Annotated in this window: 18 protein-coding genes; 4 read left to right on the plus strand and 14 right to left on the minus strand. The window is 36.9% G+C overall.

What is annotated here, in order from left to right; translation table 11 throughout:
* Positions 1-54: 54 nt before the first annotated feature.
* Entirely contained in the window at positions 55-3,129 is a 3,075-nt protein-coding gene (gene dnaE, locus MHH95_RS17880; protein WP_340728674.1) for a DNA polymerase III subunit alpha, read from the minus strand.
* A gap of 19 nt (positions 3,130-3,148) precedes the next feature.
* Complete coding sequence (locus tag MHH95_RS17885; RefSeq protein WP_340728675.1) at positions 3,149-4,093, minus strand: DHH family phosphoesterase; 945 nt, start codon at positions 4,091-4,093, stop codon at positions 3,149-3,151.
* Positions 4,094-4,185: 92 nt separating this feature from the next.
* Between MHH95_RS17885 and MHH95_RS17890 the strand changes: the two genes are divergently transcribed.
* Positions 4,186-4,497, plus strand: a complete 312-nt coding sequence (locus tag MHH95_RS17890) for a YtpI family protein (RefSeq protein ID WP_191700574.1) — start codon at positions 4,186-4,188, stop codon at positions 4,495-4,497.
* 75 nt (positions 4,498-4,572) lie between these two features.
* Here the strand turns inward: MHH95_RS17890 and MHH95_RS17895 are convergent, their stop codons facing one another.
* On the minus strand, positions 4,573-5,880 hold the full coding sequence (locus MHH95_RS17895; protein WP_340728676.1) for a DRTGG domain-containing protein: 1,308 nt from the start codon (positions 5,878-5,880) through the stop codon (positions 4,573-4,575).
* A 171-nt stretch (positions 5,881-6,051) separates the two neighbouring features.
* Positions 6,052-6,732, minus strand: a complete 681-nt coding sequence (locus MHH95_RS17900) for a metal-dependent hydrolase (RefSeq protein WP_340728677.1) — start codon at positions 6,730-6,732, stop codon at positions 6,052-6,054.
* Between the two features lie 123 nt (positions 6,733-6,855).
* Here MHH95_RS17900 and MHH95_RS17905 point away from each other — a divergent pair, with 123 nt between their 5' ends.
* Positions 6,856-7,944 (plus strand): M24 family metallopeptidase, encoded by a 1,089-nt coding sequence (locus tag MHH95_RS17905; protein ID WP_340728678.1) that lies wholly within the window; start codon positions 6,856-6,858, stop codon positions 7,942-7,944.
* A 433-nt stretch (positions 7,945-8,377) separates the two neighbouring features.
* Entirely contained in the window at positions 8,378-9,151 is a 774-nt protein-coding gene (locus MHH95_RS17910) for an SH3 domain-containing protein (RefSeq protein ID WP_340728679.1), read from the plus strand.
* A gap of 63 nt (positions 9,152-9,214) precedes the next feature.
* On the opposite strand, the gene ald is transcribed toward MHH95_RS17910, so the two are convergent.
* The gene (gene ald, locus MHH95_RS17915) at positions 9,215-10,351 is read right to left on the minus strand and encodes an alanine dehydrogenase (RefSeq protein WP_340728680.1); all 1,137 of its coding nucleotides are present in this window, start codon (positions 10,349-10,351) and stop codon (positions 9,215-9,217) included.
* Positions 10,352-10,667: 316 nt separating this feature from the next.
* Here ald and MHH95_RS17920 point away from each other — a divergent pair, with 316 nt between their 5' ends.
* A complete protein-coding gene (locus MHH95_RS17920; protein ID WP_191700580.1) occupies positions 10,668-11,114 on the plus strand; it encodes a universal stress protein in 447 nt (148 codons plus the stop codon).
* Positions 11,115-11,229: 115 nt separating this feature from the next.
* Here MHH95_RS17920 and MHH95_RS17925 read toward each other — a convergent pair whose 3' ends face one another.
* The 9 genes from MHH95_RS17925 to ezrA form a co-directional block, all read right to left on the minus strand.
* Positions 11,230-12,171, minus strand: a complete 942-nt coding sequence (locus MHH95_RS17925) for a class I SAM-dependent methyltransferase (protein WP_340728681.1) — start codon at positions 12,169-12,171, stop codon at positions 11,230-11,232.
* 192 nt (positions 12,172-12,363) lie between these two features.
* Positions 12,364-12,870 carry a thiol peroxidase gene (tpx, locus tag MHH95_RS17930; protein WP_340728682.1) on the minus strand — a complete coding sequence of 169 codons (507 nt, stop codon included), beginning with the start codon at positions 12,868-12,870 and terminating at the stop codon, positions 12,364-12,366.
* Between the two features lie 184 nt (positions 12,871-13,054).
* Positions 13,055-13,546, minus strand: coding sequence for an RDD family protein (locus MHH95_RS17935; protein WP_340728683.1), 492 nt, complete (start codon positions 13,544-13,546; stop codon positions 13,055-13,057).
* A gap of 14 nt (positions 13,547-13,560) precedes the next feature.
* Positions 13,561-14,568 carry a signal peptide peptidase SppA gene (gene sppA / locus MHH95_RS17940; RefSeq protein WP_340728684.1) on the minus strand — a complete coding sequence of 336 codons (1,008 nt, stop codon included), beginning with the start codon at positions 14,566-14,568 and terminating at the stop codon, positions 13,561-13,563.
* Between the two features lie 160 nt (positions 14,569-14,728).
* Entirely contained in the window at positions 14,729-16,300 is a 1,572-nt protein-coding gene (gene mbcS, locus MHH95_RS17945; protein ID WP_340728685.1) for an acyl-CoA synthetase MbcS, read from the minus strand.
* 165 nt (positions 16,301-16,465) lie between these two features.
* Entirely contained in the window at positions 16,466-16,672 is a 207-nt protein-coding gene (locus tag MHH95_RS17950) for an alpha/beta-type small acid-soluble spore protein (RefSeq protein ID WP_191700586.1), read from the minus strand.
* 109 nt (positions 16,673-16,781) lie between these two features.
* Positions 16,782-17,993, minus strand: coding sequence for a tRNA uracil 4-sulfurtransferase ThiI (thiI, locus tag MHH95_RS17955; RefSeq protein ID WP_339213452.1), 1,212 nt, complete (start codon positions 17,991-17,993; stop codon positions 16,782-16,784).
* Positions 17,990-19,138: a cysteine desulfurase family protein gene (locus tag MHH95_RS17960; RefSeq protein WP_340728686.1), complete on the minus strand. Its 1,149-nt coding sequence runs from the start codon at positions 19,136-19,138 to the stop codon at positions 17,990-17,992. The genes thiI and MHH95_RS17960 overlap by 4 nt, the downstream gene beginning before the upstream one ends.
* Positions 19,139-19,343: 205 nt before the next feature.
* Positions 19,344-21,047 (minus strand): septation ring formation regulator EzrA, encoded by a 1,704-nt coding sequence (ezrA, locus tag MHH95_RS17965; protein WP_340728687.1) that lies wholly within the window; start codon positions 21,045-21,047, stop codon positions 19,344-19,346.
* Positions 21,048-21,129: the final 82 nt, after the last annotated feature.

Genomic DNA, 21,129 nt, shown 5'->3' on the forward strand with positions numbered 1-21,129 from the left:
AAGTAATATAAAAAGAGCGTTTCTAATTTTATTAGAAACGCTCTATAATACTATTTATTTTATAATAATATCCTTAATTTTTATTTGGGACTTATTAAAACGATGTTCGAAAAACCCTTCAATATAAAGCAAAGTATCCTCCTGTAATTTACCAACAACTTTCTCGTATTCTTTTGGAAAAAGTGTTAAAGAGACCACTCCATATTCATCTTCTAATTGGACAAATGCCATCAGTTCTCCTCGCTTCGTACGGAGCTGACGAATTTCCTGAACTTGACCAATCATTTTTACGTAAGTATTATCTTTCAATTGGGATAAAGTTCGGACTGTCGCTGTAACCTCCGGGAAATGTTTGCGTACTTTTACAATTGGATGGTCGGATAAATAAAAACCGAGTACTTCTTTTTCGTATTGCAGCTTAATTTTTTCAGGGATCGGTGATGTTTCGCTGTATTTCGGCTTTCCAAATGCTAGTAAGGCGCCTTCAAATAAATCATCTCCACCAGGCCGCACAAAATCAGCTTGTTTTTGTGCCCCTTCAATTGTGGCAAGTAAGGTTGCGCGATCTTTCCCAAATTCATCAAGTGCCCCTGCCTTAATCAATGGCTCCATAATTTTACGCGTGAAATTCGCTGTCGTCATGGTAACCGCTAAATCAAATATGGATTCGAAAGGCTTTTGTCTTTCTTCACGGGCAGTTAGCAACTTTTGCAAAAAGGGTTGTGGTACTCCTTTAATCGCCGAAAAGCTAAAACGGATCTTCCCACCTTCTACTTTAAAGTGGCGCATACTTCGATTAATCGACGGCGGCAGAATTTCAATTCCCCTTGCTTTTGCCTCCATTAAAATTTGCGCTAGCTTATCTGAATTGCCCGTTGCATTTGTAAGTAGGGCTGCATAGAAATTAACAGGGTAATTTGCTTTTAAATACGCCATGTGATACGAAATGACACTATATGCGACCGCATGACTTTTCGGAAATCCATAATCGGCAAAGCGTACAATTAATGCATAAACCTCTTCTGCTACTTGCTCGGTATAACCTTTTGCCAATGCACCTTGCACAAAAGAGGCGCGCTGCTGTTCCAACACATCTCGCTTCTTTTTACTCACCGCACGACGGAGCAAGTCTGCCTGTCCAAATGAAAAGCCTGCCATTACATTAGCTATACGCATAATTTGTTCCTGATAAATGATAACACCATATGTCTCTTCCAAAATTGGCTTTAAATGTGGATGTGGCATCATTACCTGTTCTTTTTTATGCTTCCTTCTTGCATAAAGCGGGATAAATTCCATTGGACCTGGTCTATATAATGCATTAACTGCCACAATATCTAAAAAGTGATTTGGTTTAATTTCCCGCAAGGCATTTTTCATTCCATCTGATTCTAGCTGGAAAATCCCAGCTGTATCTCCATGCTGAAGCAGTTCAAATGTCTTCTGGTCATTAAGAGGAATTTGATTAAAATCTAATCGAGTATCATGTGTAAACTGAATGGATTTTCTAATTTGTTCAAGAATCGTTAAATTGCGTAACCCTAAAAAATCAATTTTTAATAAGCCTGTTTGCTCAACTTCAAGCATTGGCCATTGTGTTAAATAAATTCCATCATGACCTTCTTCAATTGGAACAACATCGACTAATGGGACTGGGCTTAAAACAACACCCGCCGCATGGGTCGAAGCATTTCGAGGTAGCCCTTCCAAGCGTAATGACGTTTGAAACCATTTATGTCGGATTGGCTCTGCTGCTATCCATGAACGTAAATTTTCGGATTTCGTATACGCTTCCTGTAACGTAATACCTGGTTTATTCGGGATAAGCTTAGAGATCATTTCCAATGTTTCACTTTCAAAATTGAACATTCGGGCAACATCCCGCGCAACAGCTTTTGCCGATAGCGTACCAAACGTAATAATTTGCGCGACATACTGCTTCCCGTATTTTTTCGCCACATATTGAATTACTTCATGACGTCTCGTATCCAAGAAATCAATATCGATATCCGGTAATGTAATACGTTCAGGGTTTAAAAAGCGTTCGAATAATAAATCATATTGCAGAGGGTCCACTTGTGTAATTTCAAGTGCATAGGCAACGAGCGATGATGCCGATGATCCTCGTCCCGGACCTGTTAATATTTGTTCTTCCCTTGCAAAGAGCATAAAATCGGCAACGATCAAAAAGTAGTCAGAATACCCCATTGATTGAATAACATTCAGCTCATAATTTATACGTTCCAAATAGCGAGTCGGCAATGAATCCATTTTTAATCTGCGCTGAAGCCCAGCAACTACTTGCTGCTGCAATATACTCTCTGCTGTATCCCCTTCAGAAAGAGGATATTTCGGCATATATACATCATCCGTAGTCAATTGAACTTGGCAGCTCATTAATAGATTCTCCATTTGTATCAACCATTGGGGCTCATCATGGAATTTCTCTTGCCATTGCTCTGCAGTTAATACATAGCTTTCTTCTTTATTGCTTTTAGCTGCTTCATTGAGCTTCACACCCGTTTCAATCGCCTGGGCTACTTCAAATGAAAAAAAGTCCTCTTCTTTCAGAAACAATGATTCATGCGTTGCAACAATAGGCAGCCCATTGTTCACTGCAATTTCTACAGCTTGTCTTTCATAAGGGGCTTCATTTGATCCACGGGAAATTCCAACATACAGCTCATTTGAATATGCATTTTTAATCTCCAGCATTGTTTTCTCTGCCGTTTGCTGCAGCCATCTTCCTTGTAAGTCAAGCGCAGGTATCATGAAGGCTATTCCTTTTCCATAGGCTAGCAGCCATCTTAAAGGAATTGTCTGTTCTGTTCGTATCGCAATACTACTGGAAATCTTCAATAAGTTTTGATAGCCTTCATTTGTTTTCGCGTATAATATAATCGGTAATGACTGTTCTTCCGTCCATTCCAGCTGTACTGTCAGTCCAATTACCGGGTGTATGCCAGCCCTTTTCATTTCAAACCAAAAAGGCAAAAGTCCGTACAATTTCGTATTGACGATTGCACAGCTTTTTGCCTTTTGTTGATGTAAAAAAGGGATGAGCTCTTCAAGACGAATTGTACTTTTTAATAAATCGGCACTTGTCCGTATTTGTGGATATACAGTCACGCTTCATCCCTCCAACATATTATTTATATTCTTTACAAATAGCTTTTAAATCTTCAATTACTTGATCTGCCTCTTCCCAAGTATAGGCTGTTGCACCGGATGCCAATGGGTGCCCTCCACCATTATATTTTTTTGCCAGTCCATTGATAACCGGACCTTTTGAACGTATACGCACACGAATTGTATCATTGTCTTCGATAAACATCACCCATGCTCGGATATTTTTCACATTTCCCAATGAGCCAACTAAAAGAGATGTTTCGGAAGGTGTTGCATCATATTGCTGTAAAACAGATGTAGGCAATTTAATCGAAGCCGCTCCGTTTTCATCCATTTCGAAATGCTGGTATATATAACCTTGAAGATTCAATAATTTGCGTTCCATTTCATACATACCATCAAACACTTGATTGCGGTCGAAATTATATTGGATTAGTTGACCTGCAGTTTCAAATGTTTTTGGACTCGCACTGGGGAATAAGAAGCGCCCCGTATCTCCAACTATTCCTGCAAATAAAAGACGAGCTGCTGCATCGGACATTTGCCAATTCGCATATTCTCTGCCTTCCTCATAAAGTTCATAAACCATCTCACTGCATGAGCTTGCATTCGTATCAACCCACAGTAAGTCACCGTATGCATCGTCATTTGGGTGGTGATCGATTTTAATAATAAAATCACCTTTTTGATAACGATCATCATCAATACGCTCTGTGTTTGCAGTATCAGTTACAATAATGAGTGCATTATTAAACTGCGTATCTTCTATATGCTGTGGGAAAGCTAAAAACGATAAAGACGGATCATGTTCACCTACTGTATATACTTCTTTTTCCGGATAATTCGCACGGATTAATTCTGCCAAGCCAATTTGAGAACCATATGCATCTGGATCTGGCCTTACATGACGATGCAGTATAATCGTGTCATATTGTTTAATTTTGTCAATTATTTGACGTTTCACAACATTTCCCCCTCGCACATAGTGAATACCTATATCATTTTTCAAGAAAAATCGTTACAATATTTAGTAGTTTGGCTACTAGGAGGTTCACTATGGTCTATTTAAATTTTCTGTTCGTTGCTGGTATTGTAGCATCACTTGTATTTTACTTTTATTTTAAAACGAAGCAATTCCGCTCCACTTTGCCTATTCGCCGAAAATGGTATACTGCAAAAGCAGGTGTTTCACTTGCAGCATTTTTAATTTTCTTCGGTCTTAATGCAATAATCTTATATCCTGATATCATTGGATTTGCCATTGCAGCTGTATTTATCGTTTTAGGTGCCGGCTTAGGTATAAACAATTATAAACGTATGCGCCATGAAGGTCGTTACGTACATGAAGAATATGAATTGAATAAGTAAATGAGAAGGGTGTTTTTATAGGTATTACCTTGAGGACACCCTTTTTATTATTAAAATTCAATATTACTGCTGTATTTATCTTTCTAAAAGCTGGAATGTCATCATTGCTTTACCAACAAGATTTGCTCCACTGAATACTTCAAAATCCATCTTCACAAATTTACGTGCCATGTCCAAAATTCTTGGACGAACTGTTAATACACTCTCCATCTGCACAGGCTTGATGAAGTAAATATTCATATTTTCTACAACGGCTTCGCCACGTTTACGTCGTTTCAACGCAAAAGCCCCAACTTCTGAAAGTAAAATCGTAAAGGCACCATAAGAAATCGCACCAAATTGATTCGTCATTTGCGGTGTGACTGTAAACTCAACGGCGATATCTTCTTCGCCCATAACACGCATCTCATTTTTAACTAAATCATCAATTGTCTCTCCGTGCTGTGGCTGACGCTGCGCTAATTGTATCGCCTTTAGAACGTCCTGACGGCTAATAACACCTTTTAACAAGCCATCTTCATCTATGACAGGAAGCAAATCTATCCCTTCCCAAATCATTCGGTGACCAGCAGAAGCTACACTTGTTTTCATAGAAGCTGCAATTGGACTCTTTGTCATGACCTTATCAATCGGCTCTGACTCTTCTTTGCCAATAACATCCTTACTCGTAATCATCCCAACTAGCTTGTTTTGATGTGTTAAAACCGGGAATGCGCCATGTGTAGTTCTGCGATTCTGTTTATGGAAGTCTGCAATAGTATCACTATTTCTTAAAACAGCAGTATCCTCCATTGGTACATATACATCTTCAATAAGCAAAATATCTTTTTTGATTAATTGATCATAAATAGCACGGTTAATCATTGTTGCTACAGTAAACGTATCGTAACTTGTTGAAATAATCGGTAAATCCAATTCATCAGCCAATGCTTTGTTTGAATCCGTCGTATCAAAACCACCTGTAATTAATACGGCCGCACCGGTTTTTAATGCATATTCATGAGCTTGTGTACGATTTCCGACAATCAGAAGGCTTCCCGCATCTGTATATCGCATCATATCGTCAAGCTTCATCGCACCGATTACAAATTTAGTTAACGTTTTATGTAGGCCTGACTTTCCACCCAACACTTGACCATCAATAATATTTACAATTTCTGCAAATGTTAATCGTTCAATATTTTCTTTCTTTTTCTTTTCAATACGGATTGTTCCTACACGTTCAATTGAGCTGACTAGCCTGCGATTTTCAGCTTCTTTAATCGCACGATAAGCTGTCCCTTCACTTACTTGCATTTCTTTTGCAATTTGACGAACAGAAATTTTATCGCCAACTGGTAGTGATTCAATGTATTGTAAAATCTTCTCGTGTTTCGTTGACAATTACATCACCTATTTCTCATCATTCATTTATGTCCCTAGTGTACCATATTTAAACGTTGCAATTATATATTTTCCATATCTATACCCTCATTATTACTTATAAAAAACAGCAGAAAATAAGACAAACTGCCCAACCTGGTCTACTAGGTTGGGCAGTTTGCTTTTTTCATATTAAAATTCAACAAATTCCCCTGACTGTAGAATTTGGACTTCCGCCCCTTCTACAAGTTTCGCAAATTCATCAGGATTTTGTGTGATTGGCGGGAATGTATTGTAGTGGATTGGTACAACGATTTTTGGTTTTAGTAATGATACTGCAAACGCAGCATCTTCTGGTCCCATTGTAAAGTTGTCGCCGATTGGCAGGAAAGCTACGTCAATTGGATGACGTTTTCCGATCAGTTCCATATCTCCAAACAATGCCGTATCTCCAGCATGGTAGATTGTTATTCCTTCTGCTGTAAATAAAATCCCTGAAGGCATACCCGTATAAATAATTTCCTTATTCTCCGTTACATATGAAGAACCATGGAAAGCCTGGGTAAATTTCACTTTTCCAAACTCGAATTCATGAGCTCCTCCAATATGCATATTATGCACATTACACCCTTGCCAGCCTAAATAGTCGGCTAGCTCATTTGGTGCTACAACGAGTGCATTATTCTTTTTGGCCAACTCTACCGTATCTCCTACGTGATCATTATGACCATGTGTCAATAAAATAACATCCGGATTTTCGTTTTCAACTTTTAAATCTGTAAGACCATTTCCATTTATAAAAGGGTCTATTAAAATAGTTGTACCATTCGTTACTATTTTTATAATTGAATGCCCATGATATGAAACTTTCATAAAATTACCCTCCTAAAAGATATATTGTCACCACTAATATATTCGATATTTATGCATAAATCTCCTTTTTTTGATATGCTTAATTATGAATTCATTCTTAGGAAATAAAAGGGGATTTTTAATATGTCAAAGCAAAATCAATTACAGCAATATTTAGTAGAAAATGAGTGGGATGCTGCTTTTATCACTACTCCCGATAATGTGTTTTACTTTTCTAATTTTAAAAGTGATCCGCATGAACGTTTACTCGGTGTCATGGTATTTAAAGACGCAGAGCCTTTTTTAATTTGTCCGAAAATGGAAATACCAGATGTTGTAGCAGCGGGATGGTCTTATGAAGTAATCGGACATGAAGATACTCAAAATGCATGGGATGTTGTGGCAAACGCTGTTAAAGCACGTAACGTATCATTCAATACATTGGCAATCGAAAAATCCCATTTGACTGTTGAACGTTTAGAAGCAATACAAGAACGTTTTGATACGTTGAAGTTTACAAATATCGATGAAAAGGTAAATGCACTCCGCATTTGCAAAGACGAAGAAGAGCTTGTGAAGTTACGTAAAGCAGCGCAATTAGCAGACTTCGCAATCGAAGTTGGCTGTAATGCAATCGCTGAAGGCAAAACAGAAATGGAAATTTTAAATACGATTGAATCTGCTATTAAAGCAAAAGGTTATGCGATGAGCTTTAATACGATGGTATTAGCCGGTGAAAAAACAGCTTCTCCACATGGTACACCGGGAGATCGTAAAATCCAAAAAGGTGACTTCATATTATTTGATTTAGGCGTAATTTATGAAGGATATTGTTCTGATATTACACGCACAGTAGCATTCGGTCAGCCAAATGAGGAGCAAATGAAAGTATACAATACAGTGCGCCGCGCAAATGAAGCTGCAATCGAAGCAGTAAAACCTGGAGTTCGTGCAAAGGATTTAGATAAAATTTCTCGCGATATTATTACAGATGCAGGCTACGGTGAATATTTCACTCACCGATTAGGTCACGGGCTTGGGATTTCTGTTCATGAGTTCCCATCGATTACAGGAACAAACGAAATGACCTTACAGCCTGGTACAGTATTTACAATTGAGCCAGGTATTTATAAATCAGACGCAGCCGGAGTTCGAATTGAAGATGATGTAGTCGTAACAAATGACGGCGTAGAAGTATTAACGAAGTTTACCAAGGAATTAGTTATCCTTTAAATCTGACTGTCTGTTTTAACAGTCCTAAAAATATATTTTAACTTATTAAAAGGTTGTATTGAAAGTTGCGTTTTAACTTTCATACAGCTTTTTTTGTTTGGAATAGCAGGGGAATTTTATAAAGTTGTTTAATCAGAATTCAAAAATTTACACGTTTAGAGCATTTTTTAACTTTATTTAATAATTAGGAATAAAGAAAAATCTCAGTAATATACTTGTCCTTGAGAATATTTTTTCCAGGAGATATGATATAAATTTTCGTTGTGAGAATAAGATGTTAAGTGAAGGTATATCAACGTTTACAACTAGTATTCACCTACTAGGATTAATGTACTTTTAAGGCTATTCCCAAATCTTTACTTGTTTTCTATAGGTAAAATTGAGGAATAGGTAATTTACAAGAGGAAATAAATACGAAGAAAGGGAGTGCATCATGAAAAAATTATCGTTATTTATGCTAATCATCTTGCTCATGCTTCTAATGCCATTTAGCTTATTACAAACGCAGCCAGCACATGCCGAGTCGACTCAGTTTATTAATGCGGAAGAAAATATTTTTTTACGTGATGCTCCATCACCTAGTGCAAAAAAATTATCACTTCTTGAAAACTTGTCTAAAGTTACTGTTCTTTCAAAAGAAGGTCAATGGTCTTATATAAAACATAATGGCAATAAGGGTTATATTCTTTCAAAAACTTTAACAACAAAAGAACCGAAAAAATATGAACCTAAAAAGGCGCCTGTTATTACAAACGGTTTACTTCCTAAAGCTAATCGAAGCTATACTTATGAACCTTCATTAGAAGGTGGAGCAAAAACTACGTATAAAGCTTCCGTGAATCCGGATATAAGAAATTCCGTTAGCTTAATGGAAGAAGACTTTATTGGCTACACATATATTGAAAATGAAAATAGTTTCGAACTTGGTGTTGCCTATTCCGATGTATTCTTCTTTTCTTTAAGTTATCCGATGAAGGAAAAATCGACAATTTATGATACGGATTATGGAATTGAATCGGATACGAAAACAGAGGTAACTGTCGAAAGTACTTCGACTACTTTAAAGACTAAAGCCGGGACATTTAAAAATGTTGTAGTCATCAAATACCCAAACGGATCTAAACTTTATTTAGCAAAGGATTACGGTATAATTCGAGTTACTAACTTCGAAGGTGAAATTACGACAGAGCTTGTTTCAGTGAAATAAACATTCATAAAAGAACACTCGGACGTTATTAATAACATCCGAGTGTTTTATTATTCATACTTTTCAGCTGTTTAATCCTGTTAATACGCCTAAAACGTCATCTACAGCTACATAAGGTAATCCCTGTGCATCTGCTACCGCCTCATAGACAACATGCCCATCAACCGTGTTTAAACCAAGCTTTAACGCTGGGTTGTCAAAACATGCTTTAATGAATCCTTTATTGGCAATTTGTAATGCATATGGCACAGTATTATTTGTTAATGCCAGTGTAGATGTGCGTGGCACTGCACCTGGCATATTTGCAACTGTATAGTGAACTACATCATGTTTAACAAATGTTGGGTTGTCATGTGTTGTAACTTTTTCAGAAGTTTCGAAACAGCCACCTTGGTCGATCGCAATATCAACTACTACTGAACCTGGTGACATCGATTTAATCATTTCTTCTGTTACTAATTTTGGTGCCTTAGCTCCAGGAATTAAAACAGAACCTATAACTAAATCTGCTGAGCGAACAGCATCAGCAATATTGTAAGGGTTTGAAATTAAAGTTTGTACATCCCGACCGAAAATATCTTCAAGCTGACGTAAACGTTCCGGACTTAAATCAATTATTGTTACATCCGCACCCATACCAACTGCAATTTTCGCTGCATTCGTACCAGCAATACCCCCACCAATTACAGTTACTTTTCCGCGTGGAACGCCTGAGACACCCCCAAGTAAAATTCCTTTTCCACCTTGGTATTTCTCTAAATAATGCGCACCAACTTGAGTCGCCATTTTCCCTGCCACTTCACTCATCGGTGTCAATAGTGGTAATGAACGGTTTGGTAATTGAACGGTTTCATAGGCAATTCCCGTAACACGTTTTTCAATTAATGCTTTTGTAAGCTCTGGTTCTGGTGCCAAATGTAGATACGTAAATAATATTAAACCTTCACGGAAATAATTATATTCGCTTTTAACTGGTTCTTTTACTTTCAGAACCATTTCCGCATTCCATGCATCTGCAGCTGTATCAACAATTTTTGCGCCTGCTGCAATATAGTCATCATCTGTAAATGCCGAACCTAAGCCAGCACCTTGTTCAATATACACTTCATGACCATTAGCAATTAATGACAATACTCCTGCTGGTGTCATTGCCACTCGATTTTCATTATTTTTTATCTCTTTCGGTACCCCGATTTTCAACGTAATTCCTCCCTATAAATAGCGCTTAGAAAAATGCATAACATAATTCAAATCCATTCTACCAACTTTAACACAAAAATAGTAGATTTATTTTAAATATAAAGTTTATTCAGAATAGTGAACTCTGCTAAAAATCGAAAATAATATTTAAAAGTGTAATAAAAATATATTATCATAGTATTTGAACAAATTATGTACGTTTTCCACATAATAGATGACATAATAATAGTAATTTTTTTAATTTTCCGTGTTAGCTATTTCCATTCGATAATCATTTGTTATAATAAAGTCATAGAAATATTAGGAGGTAATGGAAATGGCAAATCATTATAAAAGCATTGTAGTAGCAGTAGACGGTTCTAAAGAGGCTGAATATGCGTTCCGAAAATCAATTGATGTAGCAAAACGTAATGAAGGTGCAACAATTAATCTAGTAAACGTTATCGATACACGTTCTTTTGCAGCTATCGAAGCTTATGACCGTTCAATCGCTGAGCGTGCTCAACAACACTCTGAAGAATTACTGAATGGCTATAAAAAGCAGGCAGAAGAAGCTGGTGTTGAGAATGTAAACCTTATCATCGAGTATGGTTCTCCTAAAAATATCATTACAAAAGACCTTTCAAATATTGTTGAAGCAGACTTAATCATTTGTGGAGCTACTGGTTTAAACGCTGTAGAACGTTTCTTAATCGGATCCGTTTCTGAATCGATCGTTCGAACTGCTAAATGTGATGTATTAGTAATTCGTACTCCAGAATGATTTCATAATTTAAAAGTAAAAAGCCATCTCCTCAAATTGAGAGATGGCTTTTTAGTTCAATAATATCTGTTTCTTCAGTTGTAAGGCAGTAACCAAACTAACGTCTTAATGTGAATTAACGTTTTTGATTATTGCTTTCTTTCCACATACGTACCTTTTCAAAAAACATTGCCAACGCTTCTCTATTGGACATATTAGGTACTTTTGCCAATAATACTTCGCGTGGTGCTTTTAGTTGTGTACTTTGCTTCTGTAAAATTAAAATACTTTTCTCATGTGCTTTTGAAGCAAATAGATTTTCAGGTAGTTGAATGACAGCCTGAATCCACGCATGGCCCTTAATATACTGATGCAATTGCTTTGCTTGATCAGATTCAAATAAGTTAGATGGAACTAAGAAAAATGCAAAGCCGCCTTCTTTTGTGTAATTCAGCGATTGCTCAATAAATAAGTGGTGTGAATAACTCATTCCTTCTGCAGCACATAATTCATAATCAAGTGCTACTTCTTCGTTCGGATAATAACCTACAGGTAAGTCACATACCACTGCATCTACCGGATCGACTAGTAGCTTCTCGAGTGCATCTTGGCGAAATAGTGTTACAGGTTGTTCAACTAAGTCTCCAGTTGCTGCAGCTAATCGAATTAGCACATCATCAACTTCTACCCCAGTAGCTTCCACTTTGCCTTCAAACGCATTCATTAATGTAAACAGTAAATTTCCTGTCCCTAGGGCTGGGTCTACTATTGATATTGATCGCTCAGTGAGTTCCTGTTCAAAGCAACGCTCCACAAAATGGCTCACAATCAGTCCTAACGTGTCAGGGGTCATTTGGTGATTTGGCTGAGCACTTTTACGCATACCTTTAAGAATCGCAATTTGGATAGCTTTACGCATATCTTCCTTGGTTGCACCTTCTACTTGCCAATCAAATTTCCCATCAAGTGTTTCTTCCAATGTTTGTAACAACGCTTCTAAATAATCCTGCTCTTCCTGGGCAACAATTGTTTCAGCATGGTCATTAATGTATTTAAAGATTTGTTCAAACTTCTCCATAAAAATAACTCCCTCATTCCTATTCATCGAAGAAACGATTCCCACTAAAAAGTGAAACACCACCTCTTTTCATCTGTGGATTCCTTGTTGAAATCTATTTCTCAATCCACAAATGAACAACCCACTCAATAATTATTGAGTGGGTATCCATCATCATGTATTTACTTTACAACAAAATCGTCAAAAACGAAATTATTTTGAAAGAGCTTTTACAGCTTCAATCGCTGCGTCATAATTTGGGTGGTCTGTACCTTCTGGAACATATTCTACATAAGTTACTTTGCCGGCTTCATCCACTACAAAAATCGAACGTGCTAATAGGCGTAATTCTTTCATATGTACGCCATACGCTTCGCCAAAAGATGCATCACGGTGGTCAGATACTGTAATGACATTGTCAATACCTGCTGCTCCACACCAGCGTTTTTGAGCAAATGGCAAGTCCATTGAAACTGTATAAATAACTACATTTTCACCTAAACTAGCTGCTGCTTCATTAAATGTACGTGTCTGCTTGTCACAAACACCTGTTTCCAATGATGGTACTACTGAAAATAAGCGAATTTTACCTTCAGAGTCTTTTAGTGTTACCTCAGATAGATCATTTGCTAATACTTTAAAATCCGGGGCTTGATCCCCTACTTTTACTTCATTGCCGATTAATGTTACCGGACCGTTTTTAAATGTTACTTGTGCCATAACTATACGCCTCCTTTATATTCCCTAATATTACTAAACATGATTTGAAAAATGCAACTAACTGAACTCACATTCACTTCCTAAATAAAGAAAAGGATTGCTCAGCATCAAAATTGATTACGAAGCAACCCTTTTCTTTTATATAGAAGGTGTCGATAGTTTACATTTCCCCTTCTAATTTTTCTTAAACATCTTTAGTATAAATCTTCTCATGAATGACAACAGTATCCGCAAAATAATCTGCAATACTTTTATTATTTGGCGAAAATGCGACGATTAAATATGGTAAGTACAATAATGTACCATTAATGAATCTGCCTACTACTTCACGAAAAAGAATAGTCATCCAGTCCAAAGGTTCGCCATTTTCTTTTTCTACCTTTATACCAAAAACCATTTTCCCTAATGTTTGCTTGAAGAACTTCGTCAACAGGACAAAATAAGCATAAAAAATGATTCCGGATATAATGGTCATTGGTGCATACCAGACATTGCTAGCTGTGTTCCAATCCATTAACGCAAATATTGGTTTTATAGATATCCCCACTATTGCACTAACAACTAGAGAATCCAGTATAAAAGCCCAAAAACGCATCCAAAAACCTGCTGTTTTTTGTTTAATAGAAGGCAGCTCTTCGGCAGATGTTGTATCAACTACTTCGATTGCTTCAGTCATTGCTTTCCCTCCTATTAATAGTCACCGTATAAATACATCATACGTGGTGAATTCGTTGATGAAATAATTTTAGATAAAACTTGCGATTCTGCTGATGGGCTGAACATTGAGCCTAATTTGGCCCCTAAAAATAAACCCCAGCTCGTTGTATTTTTCGTATATTCAAACAACTGTGCATCTTCAAGGCCATAATCTGCCCGTAATGCATTAATGGCTGCCTCTTCATTACCAATTTCATCGACTAAGCCAGCTCTTAATGCCTGTGTACCACCTAATACACGACCATCCGCAACTTTTTTCACTTCTGCTTCTGACATATTACGTCCAGCTTCAATAATATCGACAAAGTGTTCATACGACTCATCAATCATCTCCTGAAGCATTGCCAGCTCTTCTTTAGTAGAAGGACGTGGCCCCCCGAACATATCTTTATGTTCGCCGGATTTAATCGTTTCAAATTCTACGCCGATTTTTTCAGCTAATTTTTCATAATTGATCGACTGCATAATTACACCAATTGATCCTGTAATCGTTTCACGCTGAGCAAAAATCTTATCTGCTGGTGCTGAAATATAATAGCCACCCGAAGCAGCCATCGCCCCCATTGTTACATAAATCGGTATTTGTCTTTCTTCTTTAATCTGTAATAATTTTTGATATATTTCTTCTGATTCAATTACACCACCACCTGGCGTATTAACCGTTAAAAGAACTGCCTTAACTGTTTCATCGTTTAAAACAGCGTCCAGCTGTTCAAGAAATACTTGATGATTATAACCTACAGTTTCCCATATACTTGGTTCACCAACATCCTGAATTACACCATCAACTTTTAGATTAGCAATACGCTTCGTAAAATCACCTGTTTCGACTACATTTTCATATGTAAGTGCATCTGACCCTAGCATATCAAAGCTACTAAAGAAATCCGTTTTAAAAATTGTAATAATCGTATTAATCCCTATTGAGAAAAATAATAATACGGCAGCTATTATTAAAGCTACTACTCGTTTTGTATTCATGCCTTCGCCTCCTTATTATATGTACGATGGTATATTAAAAAAGTTTCAATGAAAAGCATTTCATTTCACCAGTTTTATCTTATCCTCATTTCCCACAAAAAAAGGCGGCAAAGTTCGCCACCTTTTTCCCTTATTCCCCAGGAAATAATGTCGGAAACTGTTATTTCAACTCTTTTGAACGCAGTTCGACACGACGTATTTTCCCTGAAATTGTTTTAGGTAACTCATCTAAAAACTCAATCACACGTGGATATTTGTATGGTGCTGTCAGTTGTTTAACGTGATTTTGTAAATCCTCAACAATTGTTGGGCTATCTTTCAACGATTGGTCTTTTAATACAATAAAAGCTTTTACGATATTTCCCCGTACTTCATCAGGACTTGCAACGACTGCACACTCTTGTACTGCAGGATGCTTCGTTAAAGCATCTTCGACTTCAAACGGACCAATTGTGTAGCCCGAGGAAATAATAATATCATCATTGCGTCCTTCAAACCAGAAGTAACCTTCGTCATCTTTTGTAGCACGGTCACCTGTTATATACCAATCTCCACGAAATTGAATTGCCGTACGCTCTGGATCTTTATAGTAGCCTTTAAATAGTGCTGGCGTTGATTTGTGTACAGCAATATCCCCAACATCACCTACCGGAACCGGCTCACCATCCTCATTTACTAATTCAATAATGTTACCTGGAGTTGGTTTTCCCATTGAGCCGGAACGTAATTCTGTATTTAGCAATGTTCCTATTAGCAATGTGTTTTCCGTTTGTCCATATCCATCCCGCACTACTAAATTATGCTCTCGCTTAAATGTTTCAATTACTTCCCGATTTAACGGTTCACCTGCAGATACTGCACTTCGTAATGAATTTAAATCAAATGAGCCTAATTGGTCCAATTTAGCCATCATGCGATATTCAGTTGGTGTACAGCAAAGAACATTTATTTTATATTGCTCTATTAATTGCAAATATTGCTTTGCATCAAACTTCCCTTTATATACAAATGCTGTTGCACCACTTCCCAACACCGCTAAAAAAGGACTCCAAATCCATTTTTGCCAACCTGGTGCTGCTGTTGCCCATACCGTATCACCATCCTGTACGCCAAGCCATTCTGCGGCTGTCGTACGTAAATGCGCATATCCCCAACCGTGTGAATGCATTACACCTTTTGGATTTCCCGTTGTTCCAGATGTATAGGCTAAAAACGCTAAATCATTTGATGTTGTATTTACAGAATTAAATTCGTTTAATTGTTGCTGAGCAAGATCCATTAACGATGTCCAACCTTCTTTGTTGTTCCCAACAATAAATCGTTCAACATTGGATAAACTTTCAACACTTTCAAATTCTTTTACAAATTGCTCCATTACGATAATTGCTTTTGCTTCAGAATGAATTAAACGGTATTCAATATCTTTTGCTCTTAGTAATTCTGAACTTGGAATTATTACTAGTCCTGCTTTTAATGCGCCGATATATGACACATATGCTTCCAAACAGCGTGGTAGCATAATTAAAATTACATCACCCTTTTTTAACCCTTTTGCATAAAAGGCATTTGCAGCCTGATTTGCCTGCAGCAAAAGTTCTTCATATGTATAGCGACTTTCCTTTCCATTTTCCTCTTGAAAAATCAATGCAGTTTTATTCGCTTTATTTTCGTGTTTTTCAAATTCATCCACAATATTATAATTTGCTGGTGCTACTAAATAGTCTTGAATCATTTTAAATCTCCCCTTTGTTTAAAAAGATCTTACCATTTAAGTATAATAATGAAGTTCATTAATATCAAAATATTCCGCCATTTTTTTAATGAATAAATTATTTTATTACCTGCAAAATAAAAAAGAACCGCTACTTAAAGTAACGGTCCCTTTTTTAAATTTTTATTATTGGTTTCCACCACGTAATTGTTGCTCAGCCATCTGAACTAGGCGTTTCGTAATCTCTCCGCCTACAGATCCGTTTGCACGAGATGATGCTTCTGCTCCTAATTGTACACCAAACTCTTGTGCAATTTCGTATTTCATTTGGTCAAGCGCTTGTTGTGCACCAGGTACACGTAATTTGTTTGAAGAACTATTGTTGTTTGCCATGTGTTGCTCACCTCCTTGTGACATTAGAATGCACCAGGAGAAAAGTTTAATACACAAAAAAAGCAGGTAATTTATAGTTCCATTAGGAAATCATTTCTAGAGTTTAAACTTATAGTAAATCAGCAAATTTATCTTCTTTTACCTGCTTTTGTGGAAACACATGAACTTCGCGGTTTTTCACTGCTCGTTCAATTAAATCATCGAATTCCGTAAAGCTTTCAAAATGCAGTACTTTTTCTAATTTTGGCTTAGTTTTCGGACTAGATGGTGTAAAAATCGTACAGCAATCTTCAAAAGGCTGTATTGATGTTTCGTAGGTGCCTATATCTTTGGCAATTTTAATGATGTCATTTTTATCTGCTGAAATTAGCGGACGTAATATTGGCGTGTTTGTCACATCATTAATAGCAGTTAAGCTTTCTAATGTTTGAGACGCAACTTGCCCTAGGCTTTCACCTGTAACGATTCCTAGTGCACCAATTTCTTCGCGAACTTTATCAGCAACTTTCATCATCATACGACGAGTGGAAGTCATAGACATATTATCCGGTACTGCATCTTTTACGGCTACTTGCAATTCTGTGAATGGAATGACATGCAGACGAACATTTGCACCGAATTTAGTTAACTCATTTGCTAGTTCTTTTACTTTTTGCAATGCATTATCACTTGTATATGGTGGACTGAAGAAGTGAATGGCATCCAGTCTAACGCCACGCTTCATCATTAAATACCCAGCAACTGGGCTATCAATACCACCGGAAAGCATTAACAGTGTTCGGCCATTTGAACCGATTGGCATTCCTCCAGCACCTTGGATTACTTGTGCCATCATATAGATCGCATCTTCACGTACTTCAATTCGAAGTGCGACATCCGGATTTTTCACCTGTACTTTAAAGTTAGGAAAGTTTGGTAATAGGGTTGCACCCATTTCACGCTGCAATTCATGTGTATCCAGTGGGAACGTTTTATCTGTACGATGCACTTCCACTTTAAATGTTAAATCGCCTCGATCACGGTAGTCTTCTAAAATATCCATAGCTAATGCCTTCATTACATCTAAATCTTTTTCACATGATGCAACAGGGCTGATAGATTGAATACCGAATACATTAGGTAAACGCTCCATTAACACAGCAAATTTCTCTTTGTTTTCTATTTCGATAAACATACGATCACGTTCTGCACGAATTTTCAGTGGTGCAATATCATTGAATGAATAACGGACATTATCACGTAAACGGCTGATAAAATCTTTTTTGTTACGACCTTTTGTTGATAATTCACCGTAGCGAACTAAAATTTCTTTAAAAATCATTGTGTAATTTCTCCTTTTAACTCTTTCATAACTACTGAAAATTGCTTTTTAAATGCAGCAATATCTTCGTCTGTATTATTAGCGCCGAAGCTTAGACGCAATACGCCGTTTTTGTAGCGACTATCGATATTCATTGCCTCCACAACATGGCTTGTTTTCGTTTGTTTAGATGAACAGGCACTTGATGTTGAAACGATAATATCGCGTTTTTGTAATGCATTAATTAAAATTTCACCTTTTAATCCTTTTACACTAAACGATAAAATATGTGGTGCACCGTCTTTTGGGGAAAGTATATAAACCTCTTGATCAAATTGCTCAAAGAAATGATGCAGCTCTGCTGACCATTTTTTAAAGTTCTCGACATGTACAGGCATTTTCTCAACAGCTAAACGCGCAGCTTTTGCCAACGCAGCAGCTTGTGGTACTGCAACAGTTCCACTGCGTAAACCAAATTCCTGTCCCCCACCAACGATAAATGCCTTCAGTTGTGGTTTTTTACGAAATGCTAACAGACCGCTCCCTTTCAGACCATGAATTTTATGTCCTGAAATAGAAATAACATCCGGACCATTATCGCCATCAAACAATACTGGCAGCTTACCGAAACTTTGTATCGCATCTACGTGGAACATTGCTTGGCATTCTTTATGAATTAGTTGGGCTGCTTCTTTAATTGGCTGTATTGCACCCATTTCGTTATTTACGTGCATAATGCTTACGATAATAGTATCTTTACGAAGCTTTTGCTGTAATTCCTCTAAAGAAATAAGCCCAGACTTATTCACTTTTAAATAGTCGATTTCATAGCCTTCTTCCTCTAAACGCTTAACAGCTTCCAAAATCGATGGATGCTCTATTTCTGTCGTAATAATATGCTTTCCTCTAAAATTACTTGATTTTGCAAGACCAAAAAGTGCAGCATTATTTGACTCAGTTCCCCCGGAAGTAAACAATATGTTCTTTTCTTCAGTATGGAGAATACTTGCTAATTGCTCACGAGCTTTTGTTAATAACGTATTTGACTCAACACCGGCACGATGGATGGAAGCCGGATTTGCAAAATACTGTTCATTTACTACCAAGAATGTTTTTAGAACATCCTCGTGTGGTTTTGTTGTCGCACTATTATCTAAATAAATCATCTATACTCTACCTTCTTTTTTAACTATTTAGCTTTGCGACAAGGTGGCGTGATAACACTTACCCCAACGTAAAGCAATACTTTATAGGTAATTTCATCTCAAGCAGAGAGGTTGTGATAATAGTCTATTAAACCATTACCACAACCTCTTTAATTTGCTTATTTATTATAACGCTAAATCGTTCAACATGTAACCGTTATGCTTATCATTTTGAAATCAGTTGTTCTTGTACAAGCTCTTCAATACGATTAATAGCATTTGGATCAACAATTTCAACTGCCCTTGCTGCGTCTTCCAATGCCTTTATGTAGCGGAACTTTTTAAATGCATCCTCTGCTTCAAGTAAACTTTCATGCACTTGACGATTGTTGGCACGATATCTGTTACCAAACTGAATGAGACGTTCAATGATTAAAACATTCTCAATCATTTCCTGTGCTTTTTCATGTGTTTCTTCAATGGATTGCTTTGCACTTAGTAAATGTTGGTTTACTTGTACAATATTTAGTGGTACTTCCTGTAAACTTTGAACTACTACAAAAATACGTTCTGCCGCTTCTTCCAATCGCGCATCCATTTCCTCTGGTATCCCAGGAATATTGGCACGTCCTAGCAAGCGTTCTGTATTTTGTAGCAAACGCTTTAAAGTTTCCAATTCAGCCCTTGCTTTATTCTCGTCAATCCGTAAATTCTTTAATTTATTTGAAAAGCTCTCTTGTTCTTCTGCAATACGCTCAATTTCATCTGTAATTTCCTTCAATTCTTCCTGAAGGCTTGAATATGCGGACTTTTCTTCCTGTACACGCGTAGACAATAATTCATAGCGTCTTTGTAAAACTTCTAAATGCTTCAAACCGACTTTTGGAATTTCAGCCTCTTTGTCCTGCAATCGATAGCTATGCTGAATATAAGCCACTTCATCACTAATATCTTTTGTTAATCGCATCACTTCATTAATCGTACTATACATACCCGAACAATTGCGTTCGACATATTTTCTTGCCATTACTTCTTTTTCCAGTAAATTATAGAAATGATCAATTTCATCATTAATCGTTTGAATGCGTGGCAATACAGTCTGTAAATTCAACTCGGCAATTGCTTCCTTCAATACGTCTAATTCGTTTTCAAGCCCATCCAGGTATTCTGTCAGCTCTAAATGACGCAAATAGTAGTTTTGCTCTTCCATTTCACGCTGACCATTTCGTAACTCATGAATCGCTGTCGGAATTTTTGTCTGTATTTCTGTAAGTAATGTTGGTACTTCATTTAGTAGGTTAAAGATTGTTTGAGCTTCATCATTTAGTTGGAGTACAATTTCACGGGCCTGTAGGTAGTTACCGTCTTTCGTTAACTCATCAAACTCTTCAAACTTTGGTACAAACTGCTCTAGTTTCTTTTCCAGTTCCTCTAAAGCGGGACCAAATGAATGTTGATGTGCCAAGATCGTTTTACGAGCTGAGCGGTAATACTCTTTCAATTGTTCAATTTCGATACGGTTTTTTTCTTCACTGCCGATTAATTCGTCTAGCTCTGTAATAATTTGCACACGAACTTGCTCACACTTTGTAAGCTCCTGATCAATTTCTCGTTCTGTATGCGTAGCTTTTTTGAATTTAAAACGATCAATAAATTCTTCCGCATCAAATAACAATTCGTCAATTTTCGGAATTTGTTTATCCACAACATCCAACCATCGATTTCGCCAGTTTTCAAATAGCTCTTCTGTTTGACCATTCATGTTTAGCGCTTTTACTTTAGCTAGCTCTTCAAAAATTGGATAGTGTTGGATTTGTAACTTTTCTTTATCTAATCGTCCTATTTCTGCATTATGCTTGCGTCGTACTACCAACCCTACAATCAATAATGCTAATAGTATGACGACAACAATGATGATATAATTTATCATTGTAAGCCCCCTAATCCCAATTAAAATCAATAAATTACTTATATATGTCTTATTAATAATAACATGTTTTATACTATTTGTT

The sequence above is a fragment of the Solibacillus sp. FSL K6-4121 genome (genome assembly GCF_038002585.1).
GTDB lineage: Bacteria > Bacillota > Bacilli > Bacillales_A > Planococcaceae > Solibacillus > Solibacillus faecavium.